Here is a 16,249-nt window from a genome sequence, read left to right on the forward strand (position 1 = left end):
CATGGAACTTCTCGTCTTTTTATTATTAGCCATTGGGCTGTTGCTTCTGTTCGGCTTTTCCCAGCAAGATTTTGAGAGAAGAAGCAGAACCAAGAAGCTGCGGCAGAAAGTCAAAGCGGCGAAAGCAAAACCCCGCAAAGGGTTTGCTGGCTCCCTAGTGCGTGACGTGCAGCAGATTTTAGCGGTGCAAGGGTTGCAGGGGGCAATGGTAGCTGTGTGGGGCGCGAGCGTTGGCCTTTCTATTTGTGGCATTGCAGTGTGCAGCCTGTTCAATAATTTGTTCCTGGTGCCGGTTGTCGTTGCAGTGTGTGCAGTCACGCCGTTTATTGTGGTCAAAATGCGCTGGCAGGAGCAAGAAAAAAGAATGTCTGAAGAGCTGGAGGCTGCGCTTAACAGCATCACCACCTCATACCTGCGCGGGAATAACACAATTTTGAGTGCAGTGCAGGAAAACATTCCTTTCATCAAGCCGCCTGTGAACCAGGTGTTTCGGCTCTTTGTTGTTCAAGCGACGCTCATTGATAGCAGGGTGGAAAACGCGCTTCTGGCAATGAAGCAAACCGTACACAATGTTATTTTCTACGAATGGATAGATGCAGTGGTGCGGTGCCAGTCCGACCACAATCTAAAAAAGACACTGCCACCGATTTTGCAAAAGTTTAGCGATGCGCGAACGATTGCCGCTGAAACGGAAGTTATTATGGCAGGCCCGAAGCGTACCTACTGGATTATGTTAGTTGCAGCTGTGCTGTCACCAGCAATGGTGTGGTTCCTAAACAGGGATTGGGGGTACGTCTTGTTTGGTACAATATTCGGCAAGGTTCTACTCGCACTGCTCTTCACGGTGATTGTTGTGACGTTTTTTATTGCGATTAACGCCATGCAGCCGGTTACAGCAAAAGAGGGGAGAATCAAATGAAAATCTGTTTTATTGGTGCCGGGGTATTGGTTGCCCTCGGCCTTTTCTTTTTTCTTTGCGAAATCACAGGAATGCCCACCCGGCGCGTGTCTAGTGCAGTACGCCGTGTGCTGAAAGATAAGCGAAAATCGGAACAGTCTACTTTCTCGAATTTCCTAGACCGACTAGCGCAGCCAATATCCAAACACTTTCCATTTTCGGAGCATCAACTGGAGAAGGTGCAGCAATCGCTTGATAGTTGCAATAGCAAAGTATCGGCACGACTGTATCTTAGCCAGTGCATGGTAAGAGCTGTTGTTCTGTTTTTAGTGGCTGCGCTTGCATCGCTGGTGGCAAAGCCGGTTATGGTAATCGCGCTTGTCGGGCCTTTATGGGTATACGATGCAGAAAAGAAAAAAATTGATAGGCTGACGCAAGATTACAAAACAGAGATTGAAAATGAGCTTGCCGGTTTTGTTCATACGATACTGGCAGAACTGGCAGGTAGCCGCGATATTTTGCGTATGCTGCGAGAGTACATTCCAACGGCAGGCCCAGCACTAGGCAAGGAACTTGCAATAACAGTTGCAGATATGGAGAGTGGCACTTACGAAACGGCACTGACCCGCCTGGGAACGCGCGTCAACTCTTCTGTAATGAATGACGTTGTGAGAGGTTTGATTGACGCTGTACGAGGCAACGATGTGAGAACCTACTTTAAGATGCTTGGTTACGATTTAAAACAGCTGGAGCTAAAGAACATGAAATTAAAAGCACAAAAGTGTGTGCCGAAGATAAATGCTTGTTCCGTAGCTTTGCTGGGCAGTATTGTAATGCTCTTTATCGGGGTGCTAAGTATTTATATCTTCATCAGCTCCCGACCTCTGTATTAAGGAGAATAACATGAAGCATTTGAAAAACAACCGAGGCAGTGTCCTCATTGAATTTTTAGTAGTCTTTTTATGTTTCATGCTCTGCATTGCTTTTGCGCTTGCTATTTTACCGGCGTTCACTCAAAAGCAAAAGCTGGACGATGCAGCCGAGAAAATCATGCGGCTTGCAGAGCTGCGCGGCAACACCGGCACACACTTGCAGATGAAAGTGGACGAGTTGAAGGCAGAAACAGGAATCGACTTCACCGCTTCTTTTGAAGGCACGGACTGGCTGAATGCAGCTGGAGAGGTTCAACTCGGCCATGATATTAAGCTGGAGCTTGTTAGCTCCGCAGACATCGGATTTTATACCTTCGCTTCTATCAGCGTACCGATTCATTCCAGGCAGTCGGGTACAAGTGAAAAATACTACAAATAGCACAAAAATCTATTAAAATGTTAATGTGTATTTCACCCATTGACAGTTATTGAAATAAATGTTAAAGTTAGGATAAACTAGAGCACGTGCAAAGGAATCGGTTCGTTAGTCAACACCTTTATGTTGAAAATGAAGGAGGCTTTTATGAAAAGGTTTTTAGCAATTGGATTAACGCTCGCAATCATTTTTACGCTTGTCGTTCCAGTTTCGGCAGCAATGGTAGGGGATACTTCTGATGGTATGCACTGTGAGTATGTCATGGACGGCAATGTAGTTGTTGAAAATGCCAAGTGGATGAACCAAGGTGAAATTTTATGGCGAAGCCAGCGCACGGTAAAGCCAGATGGATCTAGCGCACTGGTAATTGAGCAAGGTGGCGTAAAAGAAGTAATCGATAGCGATGTGGATTATAGTTCGTTTTATGCTATGGCTCAAGCTGGAAAAATTGAAAAAGAGAGGACTGGCTTATTTGCTCGAGCTGTAAACGTAGAAGATTCCAGCATTTTTAAACATACTTATTTAGCAGCTAATTCGGTAACTATAACAAGAAACCAGTTAGCTCAAGATATTATTTCGGGTTCGATTACTATAGCCACGGGTGCTATCGCGCTGCGCCTGACAAGAAATAGTGTAATGGCTGATTTAGCCGGTGTGGTTGCTGGAGCGATTGCTGCCAATGCTTTCAGGCAGTTGCCGGATCAGGTAACGGTTAATGCCACTACATATTTAGTGCATTTTGTTCATGACGGCGTGTATTATTGTCACTGCTATCATAGCAAGACAACTGAAAAATACGGAGCGACTACAAAGTCCTATACGCATCGATACGAAGCGGTAGGTGGCTAATATTTAAACAAGCGTAGAGGATGTTATCCTTAAAAAGGAGGTCTTTGCCAGATGAATGCAAAGGCCTCCTTTTAAAATTACCCTATTTCAGCATTTTTAGTAAAGGAGACATGTGTCCTATGAGAATTTTTAATGTTAGCATTTCTATACGTCCTAGAGGCTGGCTTACCGATCAGGAAATTTATAATTACTATAACGAAAAATTACGATTTGGCTGGGAGTTATGGTTTAATGGAACCGTTTTTGATATCTTTTCTCTACGGAAGCCTTCTGAAACTAGTATGTATATTTTCGGTGGCTCTGAAGATTTACCAAATCTTCAGAGCATGAACTGTAGGCGCATTCATTTAATGGAACATAAAAATTTATTATTATTGGTAGAACCAAAAACAGAAGGGATAACCTCTGTAGGCCGGATAAATCCTAATATTCAAAAGCACGCCTGCAAAGTGGAATTAAGCATGGCGATTGTGTTGTGCTTTTTGTATAATGTTTTGACACTCAGAAGTATGCATGACTGGAATGTTCCAATGGCCTTAGTTATTGCAGTTTGTATTATATTATGGAGTAGTCCTCTATCGATGGTCGTTAGCTATATAAGAAGCCGCCAAGACAAGGAGAATGTTTCTCAAATAAAAGCGACGATATTTTCCAAGGTTTGTACAGTTCTAAGTGCAATAGGTCTCTTTATGCCTATTGCTTGGCATTTTCAGAATGTGTGGGGATTTCTTGGAGTGGTTATTATTATTACATTTGGTACCGCAATAGGAAAATATTTTGATAATAAAAGGATAAAAGAAAAGATGAACTTATGATAAATAAGTATTGCCATATATAATCATTTAAAAGAGTAGGATTTAAATCCTACTCTTTTTTATTAATTTCAGGAAGGAAATGAAATAAAATGTTGAACGTTGTATCACTTCTTGGCCGCCTGGTAGCAGACCCCGAACTTCGGCGTACTCCTAACGGCGTATCGGTTACTACTTTTACCCTTGCCGTTGACCGCAATTTCGTAAAGGCTGGATCTGAACGTCAGACAGACTTTATTGACATTGTGGCATGGAGAAACACGGCAGAGTTTGTATGTAAGTATTTTCAGAAAGGCTCCATGATGGCAGTGCAGGGCAGTATTCAGACCCGAACCTACGAGGACAAGGAAGGCAACAAACGCAAGGCGTTTGAAATCCTGGCCGACAACGTGTTTTTTGCTGGCTCCAAAAACACATCAACCAGTCACGCCAACACAAATGCCGAAAACGGAGAGCCGCAGCCTGGTAACGCAGCAGCTCCAACAGCACCTGTTTTCTCACAGGGTTCGACAGAAGAGTTTGCTGTTGTGACAGACAACGAAGACTTGCCGTTTTAAGCTCCAGCAGGGAGGGATTTAATGAAGGCATTAAAAAAGAATGATGGTTCAGCAATGCCACTTTTCATAGTGGGAATTTTTTTTATCCTTGCTCTGGTCGCTGTGATTTATCAAAATAGCACGATGATAACGACAGGCCGCAGCGTGAAGGCAGCCATGCAAAAGGTAGCCTTGAATGCCATTACACAAAACAGTGAAGAAACGTATCCTTCAAAGCGCGAAGGATACACCGGCGCATATGAAAAGCAGTTTGACTGGAACCCGGCAGTAGAAAACATCGACCCAGCAAACCAAATTACAGAAATGCTACATCTTATCCCGGAAGGCACCGCCCTGGTGAAACGCAGCGCAGCCGGTGCAGAGCTATACCGGCTTGATACAATCCAGCTTACAGTGGAGAACACCGAGTTTTTAAATAGCAGCAAGGGGATAAAGGCAACTATGAGCCTTAACCTTGTTATCCCGGTCAAATACCCATTAATGGAAGAGCGGCCCATCACAATCCCAATTAAGGCAACTGCTGAAAACAAGATGAAATTTTAAAGGGCCGGGACCAATGGTCCCAGCCCTCTTAGAAAGGAACGTGAGAGATTGGAAAGCGTAAACTTTTGGCTCTACGTTATATTTTATGTGTGCCTGGCCCTAATATGGCTCTTGATTATAATTCCCGGCTTCTGGACTATGGCGAAAGAAAAGCTGACAGAGTACCTGTCAGCGATTGTTTCTAAGGAGTTGGAGAGCAAATGCGACGAGATTTTAGAAAATCAAAAGCAGATAATGAAAAGAATGGGGAACGGTAATTTACAGGGAGAAGGTTGGGACAAATTGTTCCAGCCCTCGCAAGCACCAAAAAAATGTGAGTAACATTAGGCGAGAAGCACATTGACACTCTACGCAGCCGCGCCCTATAATGAGGGTAAGCGAATGGTAGGAAAATAAAGGAGTGAATGGAATGACATACAAACAGAAAAAGTACGCGCTTTGCACCGGTATCCTTGCAGCCACAGTCTTAGTGATTGGCGCAGCCGCCGCAGTAGCGCAGCATAGTGTAAAGCAAGAGCTGCCGGTGGCAAGTGCCGTGGCAAGCAGCAGCGAGGCTGCCAGCGCAGCGAGCAGCACCCCGGCAACCAGCAAACCAATAAAAGAGAGTGCAGCCTCTTCTACTGCCCAGGCGGCAGCTACGGCAAAGCCTACCGAGAAACCGGCAGCGAAGCCGACCCAGGCACCGTCCCCGAAAGCAACCGCAAAGCCCGCAGAGAAGCCGGTAGCGAAACCGACCCAGGCACCGGCTGCACCTGCACCGACTGCTGCCCCGGTCGCACCTGCACCGACCGCAGCACCCCCAGCACCGCCCGCACCTACACCCGCGCCCCCGGCTCCCACCCCAGCACCCCCGGCTCCGCAGCACTACCACGGCAACGGCACTGATGCCGGTGTCTGCCCGGTATGTGGTTCGCATTACTCTCCCACAGTGGATATGAGCGGTGACGACGGAGCGCAAGATTTGGGTGATTTGTCTTAACAAAAAAGATAGCAAAAAGCACTGATATTTCATCAGTGCTTTTTCTTTTGCAGAAAAATAAGAGGTATGACAATGACAATCATCGAAGCAACCTTCCGTATTTTTTGCGTTGGGATAGTATTCTTGGCTTTTTGGGCCGCACTTGATTTAATGGCCAGCGACGCCAATGGTGCCTGTCAGAAATTAAAGTTGTGTTTACTTTTGGCTGTATGCTATGGAGTCATTTTTCTCATCAGTATATTAGCGCTCTATCTTCCACACTTATTATTAATATCCACAATGTAGAAAGGAGGAAACCAATTGCGATTCAAAAAAGCACTTTCAGCCCTTGCCGCCCTGGTTCTAGCCGTTAGCTTGCCGGTGATTCAGCCGCACGCTGCGGGGCCGTCACTCTCTGCCGACCAGCAATGGATTGAGGGGTTAAACACTGGCATGGAGTATATTACCGAAGTAACGTACAACGAGCAGGGCTGCGCGGCAGCAAATAACCCCTATTGGACAACGCTCAACAAAGTGGGTACTAGACCAGACGGCAGTAAATACGCGGCCCCAGCTTTGGTTGAAGGGCACAAGTTGCAGGTTGCTTCTGCTTGGTACGGAAAAAACGTGTATTTTCGCACCAAAGGGACTTCCGGCCCTGGCACGGTAATTCAAATCCCGGAGTATTCGCAACTGCAAGAACCGTATAAAAGAAGCATTAAGGTTCTTAATGCTTTTTCTGCTGATACAGGAAACAGTTTCTATGGTTTTTACATTTCCAGCATTACGAATGAAAATGGCTATCTGGTGGGAACGAATGAAAATATAAATATCCATATGGCGAAAGTGGACATTGCGGCCTTCAATAAAGTGCCCAACAACTACCTTACCGACGCAGAAGGCAATTACATTTACGACCTAGTGGCAATCGGTGCATACACCGATGCAGAGCCGGACTTGTCGGGAGCAGCCGCCTGGGCACTCAAACGGTATATCCAGGAGGGTTACGGATTTCTAGTCGGCCACGATACCATATACGGATATGGCGGTGTGAATCCCGACCCCAATTACCAGCCCGACCCCAACAGCACGACCACCCCAATGTATGAGCTGAACACCAACAACAACGGCCACTGGAACATGAACTGGCTCATGGGTGTCAATAAGCTATACACCGAAGCCAGCCCATACGAAGCAGCGTCGCTGATTCTTAACATTGGCGATTGGCACGACAAAAGCACTTTGTATGGCGACCACGGCAAAGAGAACACAATATCATCGTTGAGAATTAAGGCAGTTAGCCCCGGAGACCCTCTTATCAACGTAGATGCAAGATGCCCCACAAACTACCCATATAGCACCTATCACGATGGTGCTAAATATGCCGTAGGTGAGCTGTTGGACGCGGGTGCAACCCATACCAACCAGCAAATTGCATATGGCAAGGTGTGGCTGGATTTTGCGTCCAACAGCACCGGCGGCAAGCTCGTCACTGACCGCAATGCTGGGCTGACCGGCACCAACAATTTCTACTTAACTACCAACGGCAACTTCGGCCTCATGCAGATAGGCCACAGCAAAGATAATCTGACTGCTGCAAAAACAGATGAATGCCGTATCCTGGCAAACACCATTTTGTACCTCTCGCAGCGTGAGCCGTGCGCCGTGTGCCAGAGCCGCCAGGGCGGCAATAAAACGGTTCATGCCGTGACCCGAATTTCATCAGCCGAAGAGCTGGCGAAAATCGGCAATCCGGCGTATTGGTACACCTACCCCTTGACCGGCTGCTATGTCCTACTTAACGACGTAACGCTGCCGGAAGATTGGAAACCGATTGAAAACTTCCGAGGGCATTTCGATGCTGCCGGACACAAGGTCATAACCAACGGCAAGCCCCTCTTTCAGCAGTCTGGTGTGCTGGGACTGAATCCGGGCGGCTGGAACCTGGGCACGTCGCCCGACCGGGGTTTTAATCTCATTAGCGGTGCGCTGGGCATTACGACCGGCACAGCGCGCGTGGAAGGCCATCTGGGCCAGCTTTTCGGCACAGACAGCAGCGTGGAATATGGCGGCTATACCGTCAAGATTACCGGCTCGGACGGCAAGACCTACGATTGCACTGTAAACCGCGAGGGCAAATACGTTGTAAGCAACTTGCCCTGCACCGGCGTGAAAATGACCGCACAGGTCTTTGACGCTGCCGGGCAGGAAGTAACCGAATACGGCAGCATATATGCGAAGGTAGCGCCGACCGCCTGGGACGCAAACGAAACGGTGCAGCTCCGGCTGGAATCCGACACGGTGCGCCCGGTGCCCAACCAGACAGTGTATGAGGACAGCGACGCGGTTTTTGTGGGTGGTATCAATTCCTCGGTGATACCCCAGCGCATTACCTGGCAATACCGCGCCGGAGCCGGTGACAACTGGCGCAACGTTTCGGACACGCTCGATTTTTCCGCAGCCGTTGCCCCGCCGGAAATCATTGACGCGGCAAGCCCATACGTCGAAACCCGCATGACCATCAAAGATGCGCAAATCCCTCTGGACAAAATGCAGTTTCGTGTGGTCTTTGTGCTGGACGGCAACACCTACAATTCTTTCGATGCCAAGACCGCCAAAGCAGCCGGATTACTCCGGGTGCTGGAACGGCCTTACAAGCTGGAACCCATTCAGGACGTTTCCGGCTGGGAAGGTGACACCGTTGACCTGGTCGCAAACTTCACCTATTACCGCAAGCTGCATGGTTCAGAGAAATGCGGATATTACCACGGCGCACCACTTTACTTCTCACCAGATTGCCAGATGCCCGATGAAGTAGAAGTGCGCTGGCAATTCCGTGGCGGGCCAGACTGCACCTGGGAGAACGTTGAAGGTTCGCCACTGATTGGCAGTCACAAAGCGTGGGTCAGTTACAGCGAGTACATGGGCCAGCCTACAAGCAGCAATGGGTATGAGAGTACCGCATACCTGCGGCTGGAAAATCTAAGCACCGACGTGACCGGCTATGAGTTCCGTGCGGTGCTGGAATACAAAAAGAAAAACCGGCGCTTTGAAACCGATAAGGTGGCCGTACCGGGCGCGACCGGCAAAGTGACGGTAACGCCACGGCTGCTGATGTGCAGCACACAGCCGAAAAATTCGCCGCTCCTGGAAGTCAGCGGCGACGTTATCCCCGGCAAGCACAAATATACAGCGCAGTTCATCTACACCGCACCGGCTCCTGGCATTGACGTATCCTGGGAATTTAAGACCAATGCCCGCGATACCTACAAGCCCATGAGCAGCTTTCCCTATGTCAATGTGCAGAGCGTCACCGTGTCGCCATCGTCCACGATTGAGGCGAATACCTACACTGTGAATACCGAGCTGACGCTTACCAATCCACCGGCTGCGCTTGACCTGGGCGGCAATCACTTCTATTTCAGAGCCAAGGCAACCACCAATGCAGCTACGGTTTACTCGAACAGCGCAGATATTACCATCACCTACAAGGTGGATATTCAGCCTGGCAAACCGATTGCACACGTTAGCGCAGATGGTAAGACCAAAATTTATACCTATCCGAATTTGCAGGTATATGCGCCGGAGGGTGTCCGAAACATGGAAGTTTCGTTTGCGCCGGACAGCCGACAGGACGGCAACCGCGTGTTGTCGGCAGCAGGGCTGGCCGATACGGTAGAAATTCCCGGACAAAAGGGCTTTGTGTACAACAGTTACATAGGGCTGACTGCACGCGCAGCCAGGGACTTTCTGCGACAGGTGCAATTCGTTGTAAGTACCGGCACAGCAAACCTGCAATGGTCGGTTGCCAGTGACCGGGCAGCCGGTGACGTTGACCCCTATTCCGGCAACTATTACGAATATGTGCCAAGCGCAGGGGTTACCTGGACGCAGAGCTACAATGCTGCGCGTGGCCGATACAATACGGCGCTGCAAGCGAGTGGCCGACTTGCCACGGTGCGCAGCGATTCAGCAAACAATCTGGTGCATCGTCTGGTCGGTAATCAATATGCCTGGCTCGGCATGACCGCCGATGCCAACTACGCCTTTGGCCGCCCCGGCTGGTGGTGGATTGATGGCGGGGGCATCGGGTATCAACGGCTGCAAGACTGGAATCACCCATATGTGCAGATGCGGCCAGATGGACTTTGGCGCACCGCACTCAACAACCAGAGCGCAGCCGTGACCCTTACTGACATGATTGAGTTTAACGGCTCCAATCTAGGCGGCTGGGTTATCACGCAAGGCCGATTGTTCGGCCACACACCAGAGAGCGACAACAACAACCAGGGATATACCGGCCTTCTGCTGCTGGCTCCCGGTAGCGCTGGCACCGATACGGTGGCGCGGCACAACGTTTACTTGCAGTCCGGGCACGCTTACTGGATTTACGGCATGACCGGCGAATTTGGCGACAGCAACGGCAACATGGTATTGAGTACACCTTTCGGCCATCGGATAGAAAGCTACTGGAATATTGGCCCGGCACACTTGAACACGATAGCCCGATGGACTGGCGGCACCGGCTGGCAGTCGATGGTGACGCAGACGAATGGCAACGGCCCGGACAGAGGTTCGGGCGTGGGCGGGCAGCTCTATCACCTGGAGGTGGTTGACCTCACCGAGAGCTTTGAGGCTCGCGGATTGTCGCTGCCTACGGAACAATGGCTGCGAGATAACATCGGTGTATTCAACGGCAGCCGAAGCGTGTCGTTCACCTCGAACAGCTCCAACGCGAACGGCTTTGTAGTGGAATATGTAGTAGACGATAACCGGCCAATGCACACAGCGCGGTCGGCCAGGGCAAAAGATACGCTAACCGGCGTAAAGCCCGGAGATATTCCAACCGATACCGTAAAAGAAGCCGAGTACCGCACCGATACCGATGTGCTGATTTCGTGCGGTGTTTCTGCGCTGTCTGCAATCAATCCCAGCAGCCCGGCCAGCGTGACTTTCCGGGTGACTGCACCCGATGGCAGGGTATCGACACACACTTACGCAGACGTATGTTTGCCAGCCGGTGCGACGCAGCGTGCTTACATTAAGTACCGAGTGCCTACAACACCGGGTGCGTTGCGGGTAGACATTACGACCAGCTCTAATTTGATGGCTGACACCGTAACGATTAACGCAAAGGTGGTGGAGCTGAAAGAGAACACACCACCAGACCCAAAAGCAACAGACCGAAACGACAGTTTTGTTGTGCCGGTGACACCGACCTTTGCAAATGTGACGCAGCACGAATGGATCTCTTACACCTGCGAGAATGTGGGCGGTGACTGGGTTTATACAGAGCATGAGCATCACGAAACGCTGCGGGCCGGGCTTAACGTGCAGCCAGATGCGCGGGTGCCGACCGCAGAGGGCAAGAACATGAAATCCGGCTACGGTATTACGATGTCAGTGCCCGCCGGAGGGGCTAAGAATACCGATGTGCTGATGCCTCAAACAGTAGTTGGCTATTTCCCCGAAAGTCGGTACAAAGATTACTGGCGGCTGCTGGAGCGCACCAGCCCGGACAGCAGCCCGACAGCGAGCTTTGAGCTGAAAGAGAATCCTTGGAGCCAGACAATTGCAAGAGTGCATTTTACGCCCCTCTGGTACCCGGACAAACCGTACAAGGTTTTTGTAACCGTGCGGGATATGTGGACACCAGTAGGCGAGCTGAAACAGGCTGTGAGCGATACGATTACCATTCAAGGCAGCGTGCATGATGATTGGTACGTTGCAAAGGGCGAATAGTGGCAGCTCAACTTTATACCCTTATCCGCAAGGCCGGGACAATTTGTCCCGGCTTTTATTTTTAAAATCTTTATTATAAAGGAGAAACAACTATGAAAAAACTCAACAACATCAAAGCCAAACTCACCGCAAAAGCCATGACTACCGCGTTCCGCGCAAAAGAAGCTGTCGAAGACAATGCAGGCGGGGCAGAGATTTTGCAAGCACTGATTCTTATTATTGCGGCACTTGTTCTTGGTGCACTGCTGCTTAACACTATGAAAACGCAGTTTAGTGCCCAGCTCACTACTGTGGGTGAAAAAATGACGGCACTGTTTAACTAAAGGAATGATGTTCTATTTTTTCTTTACCGCTCTTTTGGTAGCAGCCGCAGTGATTGATTTGAAGACCATGACGATACCGCCGTGGATATGGATTAGCATTGCGATACTGTCACCGTTAGCTCCGGGCTGGAGCATAAAGCAAGGCGTTTTTGGTGCGGTGGTAGCCGGTGCAGTTTTGCTGCTCCCGGCTATCATCAAGCCAGGAGCATTTGGCGGCGGGGATATTAAGCTGGTGGCAGCCTGTGGGCTGTGCCTGGGTGTGCAGAGCAGCATTTTTGCTTTATGGCTGGCTGCTGCTGCGTCATTTATCCCTTGTATCTATCTCAAACGAAAGAAGGAGCAAACGCACATTGCATTTGCTCCATATCTTGCCGCAGGGTTTATCGCTGCGGCATTTTTTTATTAAAGGAGAATCGAATATGAAAAAGCTGTTACGCAATCGAACAGTGCTGGCTTGCCTGTGTATTGCTCTGGCGGCACTGCTCGCATTTGTTGCTGCTCCTTTGGCGCAGAAAAGCGCACAGAAGGAAACAGAGGTGTATGTAACCAAAGCCGCTGTCCGCAAGGGTACCGAATTGACCGAAAGCTACTTGAAAGTTATTTCGGTACCGGCGCAGTATCTCCCGGCTGGGACGATTACGGAAAAAGAAAAAATTGTAGGGCAGTACGCCAAAACCGATTTGGTGGCCGGGGATTATGTGTTGACGGATAAGCTGTCAAAAATCCCGACCGTGGCCAATGACTGGTACAAAGATGTTGCCCCGGAGCGTCTGGCAATTTCGGTCAGCATTAAGTCTTTTGCGTCGGGACTATCAGCAAAGCTGGAGCCGGGCGACATTGTGTCTTTTGTTTGTATCCGTTCAGATGGTTCCACCATTCCAGAAGAACTGAAGTATATGCAGGTGGCCGCTGTCACCACGGAGCTGGCCCAGGACTTCGACGCGCAAAAGCAAGATGCTGCTGAAAGTTTACCGGCAACGGTTACAGTCTTTGCCACACCGGCGCAAGCAGAGCTGCTGGCAGACTATGAGCTGAACAGTAACCTGCACGTTGCCCTGGTCAGCCGAGGCGACGAGCAGAGAGCTGAAGAGCTGCTGGAAACACAACAGGCAGCATTGAGCGAAGACGCTGCTGAAGTAAGCCCGGAAGAGGTGACTGTGAGTGAGTAAGAGCATTGCGATTGTTGGAGCGCCGGGAGCGGGCTGTACAAGTACAGCGGCAGCTTTGGCAGCGCTTACCGCCCAGCAAGTAGAAACCTCTGTGTTACTGGTCTTTTGTGATTCCGTTTTGCCGCCTAAAAGCTACCTGTGCGAAAGCCAAACAGCAGAATCGCTCGGTGGGCAGCTGGTAGAGGCCGGAGAGCTGCCAGAGGGGAGATTGCTCCGCGCGGTTGAGCCGATTACGGACTATTTCGGGGTGATTGGATACAACACCGGCGACCACAGAACAACATTTCCGGCCCCCACACGAGGCGGGGCAGAAAAGTGGTGTCGAGCGATTGCAACACTCGCTGATATTGTCTTATATGATGTGGGCAGCGCCGTGGAAACGGCACTGGCCGCCTACCTGCTGGAAAAGGCCGATGCGGTGGTTACGGTGATGGGGGCAGACGTGAAAAGTGCTGCATGGCACAAACATATCGGAAAGTCACTGCGCAGTGATTTACAGGTCATTAATAACGTGCGCAAAGGGCAGCCGGTTGACCTGTTCCACGACTTTGCCAACGACAGCTTTGTTTTGCCGTACTCTTCGGAACTCCAAGAGCAGCTCCAAACGCTTCAGCTCTTCCACACCATCGAAGACCGGCATTACAAGACTGCGCTCGAAGAGCTGCACAATAGGCTGAAATAAAAATAGGGGCTGGGACAATTTGTCCCGGCCTCTAAGATATGGAGGAAAACATGGTTGAAAATGAAAAAGAAGTAGTTTTTCAAATTGGCGCTCATTTCTTGGCAGTGCAGGAAACATCTGAAGAATATGAGTATTCTGTCTATGATGCAGAGTACAAGCTAATTGACGGCGGGCAATATGAAGCCGCCGGCAAAAGTCTTCGGGCTGTATCGGCAGAGATACTTGCCAGTGAGCCGTGGCTGAATGGTGCAGAGCATATGGATACATTGCAGCGTGCTGCCTATGCAACGTCGCTCGTAAACGCAGCCGCGACTTTGGAGCATGAAGAGCTGCTGCGGCGAGCAGATGCAGCACACTATGCACCCTTAACAGGAATGAGTGCTAGTGACTATCTCGAAGCCGGAGAAAAAGCTCCAGCAGGTCGCAAGTTTCACATTTACCAGCTGAAGAGCGGCGAGGAAAATCATTTACTGCGCTTTTGCGGGTTAGATGTGTTGCAACGTGAAAGGGGCATGGGCTTTGCGCCAGAATTGAAAAACTATGAGCTGGTTTATTCTGGTGTTATGAAAGAAAACGAAACGCTGGAGGACATATACTCGCGGTTTAACGTCGATTTGCCGAAAGATTTTTTCGGGCATAGCTTGTCGGTGTCTGACGTGGTTGCAGTGGAGTGGAATGGACACCTTACGGCCAACTATGTAGACAGCATCGGATTTCAGAACTTTCCCCAGATGGCGCAGGAGATTACACAGCAACAAAATGAGCTGCTTTCTTTGTGCCAGGCAATCGCAGACTATGATGCAGCGCACGGCACAGAATCGGCCTTTATCGAGTATGACTATGATAAGGACGGGTGGCAGCCCTGCGACGGAACTACGCTGGAGCAGCTGAAAGCATCGTATCCCCAATGTGTAAAGCCCAGCTTTGAAGTTTTGCAATTTCGCTGTAAAGATGAAGTGTACCAGGCACAGATAAAGTTTGAGGGGAAAACGTCTTGGGCAGGTATGCGGCGGCAGAGTGGACAGCTCTATGTTGTAACCGGCAGCCGTGTGGTCGGTGATTGGCAGCGCCTTAATTTTAATGCACAGCAAGTAGCACAGTATGAGGCTTTTCTAAATCGGCATCTGGAACAAGAGGTTTGCATTTCAAGATAAAAGGAAGGTGAGAACGTGACAAGTTTAAAGCTGACCGAAGCCATTAAGCGCGATATTCTGATTCCCGACTTTGCACGCACAATTGGCTTTACGCCGGAAAAGCACGGTATGAAAGGGAAAATGATACTGAAAGAACATGACAGCCTCGTCATCAGCGAGGACGGAAAATTGTTCACCTGGAACAGTATTTGCAAATCTGGCAGCGTCATTGACTTTGCAATGATTTTTTTAAATCTAAATCGTCAAGAAGCAATCGCCACATTGCGGGGTTTGCTGGGGCATGACAATTTCAAACGAAAGCTCGGCCAGCCTCCACTTGTTGCACAGACAGCGAAAAAGCAACTTGCTTTTTTGCTGCCGGAAAGAGCAAAGGAACGCTGGACAAGGCTCTATGCGTATCTATCTTCGCGCGGTATCTGTAAAGAGGTGATTGATTATGCCGTAAAAGAAAAATTGATTTACCAGGACAAAAGAGGAAACCTTTGCTTTGTAGGCTATGACTACAACGGCAAAGCCTGTTACGGTAACTTGAAATCCACTGCGACCGGCAATCACTTCCGACAATATGTAGAAGGCGGCAATGCTGCCCAGCGCTTTTCGATTCATCTAATCCAGAGGAATCGAGAGGCGCTTTTTGTTTGTGAGGCCGGAGTTGACGTTCTGTCCATTATGACGCTGCTGCATCTGTCGGGAAAGGATTTCCGGCAGTTTGCGTATTTGTCTTTGGATTGCTGTGACGTGCAGCCGATTGCTACACACCTGCGCGAAAATCCCCAACTTAAACGAATTTATCTTTGCCAGGACAATGACAACGGCGGCAAAAAATCAGTCCAACAAGCATTTGAACTGATCCGTGAAGCCGGGTTCTCTGGCGACATTATCCCGAAGCTCCCCAAAGCTGAAGGAGAAGACTACAACGACTATTTAAGAAACGTTTTAAACAATAAAGGAGAGTATAACTTATGACTATGATGAATCCTATTTTTATGTCGGTGAATGCAAGCAATATTTTTGCGAGTTGGACTACCTCTGCACTGAACGTGCTTCGTCCGGCGGCCGTCAATATTTCTGCTGTGGGTATTGCAGTCCTAGCACTCTGTTTGCTTTTTATGATTTTCAAAGCAGTAGCTGCTCATAATCAGAATCCTTCCGAGTTTCGCAATTGCATCATGTATATCCTCGGCATCTTGGTAGGCATGATGATTTTTAGCACTTTTGGAGCCTGGGGCTTAGGCTTTTTTGGAGGTTAATGAA

General features: G+C 49.4%; 18 protein-coding genes. All 18 read left to right on the forward strand.

Annotation, left to right across the window (positions count from 1 at the left end; genetic code table 11):
* Position 1 precedes the first annotated feature (1 nt).
* The 18 genes from C1A11_RS12595 to C1A11_RS12680 all read left to right on the forward strand — a co-directional run bounded on the left by C1A11_RS12595 (position 2) and on the right by C1A11_RS12680 (position 16,245).
* On the forward strand, positions 2-919 hold the full coding sequence (locus C1A11_RS12595; RefSeq protein ID WP_102050793.1) for a type II secretion system F family protein: 918 nt from the start codon (positions 2-4) through the stop codon (positions 917-919).
* Complete coding sequence (locus tag C1A11_RS12600; RefSeq protein ID WP_102050794.1) at positions 916-1,791, forward strand: type II secretion system F family protein; 876 nt, start codon at positions 916-918, stop codon at positions 1,789-1,791. The genes C1A11_RS12595 and C1A11_RS12600 overlap by 4 nt, the downstream gene beginning before the upstream one ends.
* A 10-nt stretch (positions 1,792-1,801) precedes the next feature.
* The gene (locus C1A11_RS12605) at positions 1,802-2,209 is read left to right on the forward strand and encodes a DUF4320 family protein (protein ID WP_102050795.1); all 408 of its coding nucleotides are present in this window, start codon (positions 1,802-1,804) and stop codon (positions 2,207-2,209) included.
* A 144-nt stretch (positions 2,210-2,353) separates the two neighbouring features.
* Positions 2,354-3,055, forward strand: a complete 702-nt coding sequence (locus tag C1A11_RS12610) for a hypothetical protein (RefSeq protein WP_145995764.1) — start codon at positions 2,354-2,356, stop codon at positions 3,053-3,055.
* 119 nt (positions 3,056-3,174) lie between these two features.
* Positions 3,175-3,870 (forward strand): hypothetical protein, encoded by a 696-nt coding sequence (locus tag C1A11_RS12615; RefSeq protein WP_102050797.1) that lies wholly within the window; start codon positions 3,175-3,177, stop codon positions 3,868-3,870.
* Positions 3,871-3,959: 89 nt separating this feature from the next.
* A complete protein-coding gene (locus C1A11_RS12620) occupies positions 3,960-4,424 on the forward strand; it encodes a single-stranded DNA-binding protein (protein WP_102050798.1) in 465 nt (154 codons plus the stop codon).
* A 21-nt stretch (positions 4,425-4,445) separates the two neighbouring features.
* The gene (locus C1A11_RS12625; protein WP_102050799.1) at positions 4,446-4,967 is read left to right on the forward strand and encodes a hypothetical protein; all 522 of its coding nucleotides are present in this window, start codon (positions 4,446-4,448) and stop codon (positions 4,965-4,967) included.
* A 48-nt stretch (positions 4,968-5,015) separates the two neighbouring features.
* Positions 5,016-5,288, forward strand: coding sequence for a hypothetical protein (locus C1A11_RS12630; protein ID WP_102050800.1), 273 nt, complete (start codon positions 5,016-5,018; stop codon positions 5,286-5,288).
* Positions 5,289-5,376: 88 nt separating this feature from the next.
* Entirely contained in the window at positions 5,377-5,946 is a 570-nt protein-coding gene (locus C1A11_RS13720) for a hypothetical protein (protein ID WP_145995765.1), read from the forward strand.
* Positions 5,947-6,018: 72 nt separating this feature from the next.
* On the forward strand, positions 6,019-6,231 hold the full coding sequence (locus C1A11_RS12640; RefSeq protein ID WP_102050802.1) for a hypothetical protein: 213 nt from the start codon (positions 6,019-6,021) through the stop codon (positions 6,229-6,231).
* A 15-nt stretch (positions 6,232-6,246) separates the two neighbouring features.
* Positions 6,247-11,667 (forward strand): DUF8195 domain-containing protein, encoded by a 5,421-nt coding sequence (locus C1A11_RS12645; RefSeq protein ID WP_102050803.1) that lies wholly within the window; start codon positions 6,247-6,249, stop codon positions 11,665-11,667.
* A 92-nt stretch (positions 11,668-11,759) separates the two neighbouring features.
* Positions 11,760-11,990, forward strand: a complete 231-nt coding sequence (locus tag C1A11_RS12650; protein ID WP_102050804.1) for a hypothetical protein — start codon at positions 11,760-11,762, stop codon at positions 11,988-11,990.
* A gap of 4 nt (positions 11,991-11,994) precedes the next feature.
* Complete coding sequence (locus C1A11_RS12655) at positions 11,995-12,396, forward strand: prepilin peptidase (RefSeq protein WP_102050805.1); 402 nt, start codon at positions 11,995-11,997, stop codon at positions 12,394-12,396.
* A 13-nt stretch (positions 12,397-12,409) separates the two neighbouring features.
* On the forward strand, positions 12,410-13,159 hold the full coding sequence (gene cpaB, locus C1A11_RS12660) for a Flp pilus assembly protein CpaB (RefSeq protein WP_102050806.1): 750 nt from the start codon (positions 12,410-12,412) through the stop codon (positions 13,157-13,159).
* Complete coding sequence (locus C1A11_RS12665) at positions 13,152-13,841, forward strand: hypothetical protein (protein ID WP_102050807.1); 690 nt, start codon at positions 13,152-13,154, stop codon at positions 13,839-13,841. Before cpaB ends, C1A11_RS12665 begins: the two co-directional genes overlap by 8 nt.
* 50 nt (positions 13,842-13,891) lie before the next feature.
* A complete protein-coding gene (locus C1A11_RS12670) occupies positions 13,892-14,995 on the forward strand; it encodes a YodL domain-containing protein (RefSeq protein ID WP_180950357.1) in 1,104 nt (367 codons plus the stop codon).
* Positions 14,996-15,010: 15 nt separating this feature from the next.
* Positions 15,011-15,961, forward strand: coding sequence for a DUF3991 and TOPRIM domain-containing protein (locus C1A11_RS12675; RefSeq protein WP_102050809.1), 951 nt, complete (start codon positions 15,011-15,013; stop codon positions 15,959-15,961).
* On the forward strand, positions 15,958-16,245 hold the full coding sequence (locus C1A11_RS12680; protein WP_102050810.1) for a hypothetical protein: 288 nt from the start codon (positions 15,958-15,960) through the stop codon (positions 16,243-16,245). Before C1A11_RS12675 ends, C1A11_RS12680 begins: the two co-directional genes overlap by 4 nt.
* The last annotated feature ends 4 nt before the right edge of the window (positions 16,246-16,249 follow it).

The organism is Pygmaiobacter massiliensis, assembly GCF_900199435.1.
Taxonomy (GTDB): domain Bacteria; phylum Bacillota; class Clostridia; order Oscillospirales; family Ruminococcaceae; genus Pygmaiobacter; species Pygmaiobacter massiliensis.

What these genes read in the sequence shown, in the direction of transcription:
- C1A11_RS12640 (WP_102050802.1), top strand. Translation starts at nt 6,019, where the DNA reads ATGACAATCATCGAAGCAACCTTCCGTATTTTTTGCGTTGGGATAGTA.
- C1A11_RS12615 (WP_102050797.1), top strand. Translation starts at nt 3,175, where the DNA reads ATGAGAATTTTTAATGTTAGCATTTCTATACGTCCTAGAGGCTGGCTT.
- cpaB (WP_102050806.1), top strand. Translation starts at nt 12,410, where the DNA reads ATGAAAAAGCTGTTACGCAATCGAACAGTGCTGGCTTGCCTGTGTATT.
- C1A11_RS12620 (WP_102050798.1), top strand. Translation starts at nt 3,960, where the DNA reads ATGTTGAACGTTGTATCACTTCTTGGCCGCCTGGTAGCAGACCCCGAA.
- C1A11_RS13720 (WP_145995765.1), top strand. Translation starts at nt 5,377, where the DNA reads ATGACATACAAACAGAAAAAGTACGCGCTTTGCACCGGTATCCTTGCA.
- C1A11_RS12600 (WP_102050794.1), top strand. Translation starts at nt 916, where the DNA reads ATGAAAATCTGTTTTATTGGTGCCGGGGTATTGGTTGCCCTCGGCCTT.
- C1A11_RS12670 (WP_180950357.1), top strand. Translation starts at nt 13,892, where the DNA reads ATGGTTGAAAATGAAAAAGAAGTAGTTTTTCAAATTGGCGCTCATTTC.
- C1A11_RS12625 (WP_102050799.1), top strand. Translation starts at nt 4,446, where the DNA reads ATGAAGGCATTAAAAAAGAATGATGGTTCAGCAATGCCACTTTTCATA.
- C1A11_RS12655 (WP_102050805.1), top strand. Translation starts at nt 11,995, where the DNA reads ATGATGTTCTATTTTTTCTTTACCGCTCTTTTGGTAGCAGCCGCAGTG.
- C1A11_RS12610 (WP_145995764.1), top strand. Translation starts at nt 2,354, where the DNA reads ATGAAAAGGTTTTTAGCAATTGGATTAACGCTCGCAATCATTTTTACG.
- C1A11_RS12650 (WP_102050804.1), top strand. Translation starts at nt 11,760, where the DNA reads ATGAAAAAACTCAACAACATCAAAGCCAAACTCACCGCAAAAGCCATG.
- C1A11_RS12680 (WP_102050810.1), top strand. Translation starts at nt 15,958, where the DNA reads ATGACTATGATGAATCCTATTTTTATGTCGGTGAATGCAAGCAATATT.
- C1A11_RS12595 (WP_102050793.1), top strand. Translation starts at nt 2, where the DNA reads ATGGAACTTCTCGTCTTTTTATTATTAGCCATTGGGCTGTTGCTTCTG.
- C1A11_RS12605 (WP_102050795.1), top strand. Translation starts at nt 1,802, where the DNA reads ATGAAGCATTTGAAAAACAACCGAGGCAGTGTCCTCATTGAATTTTTA.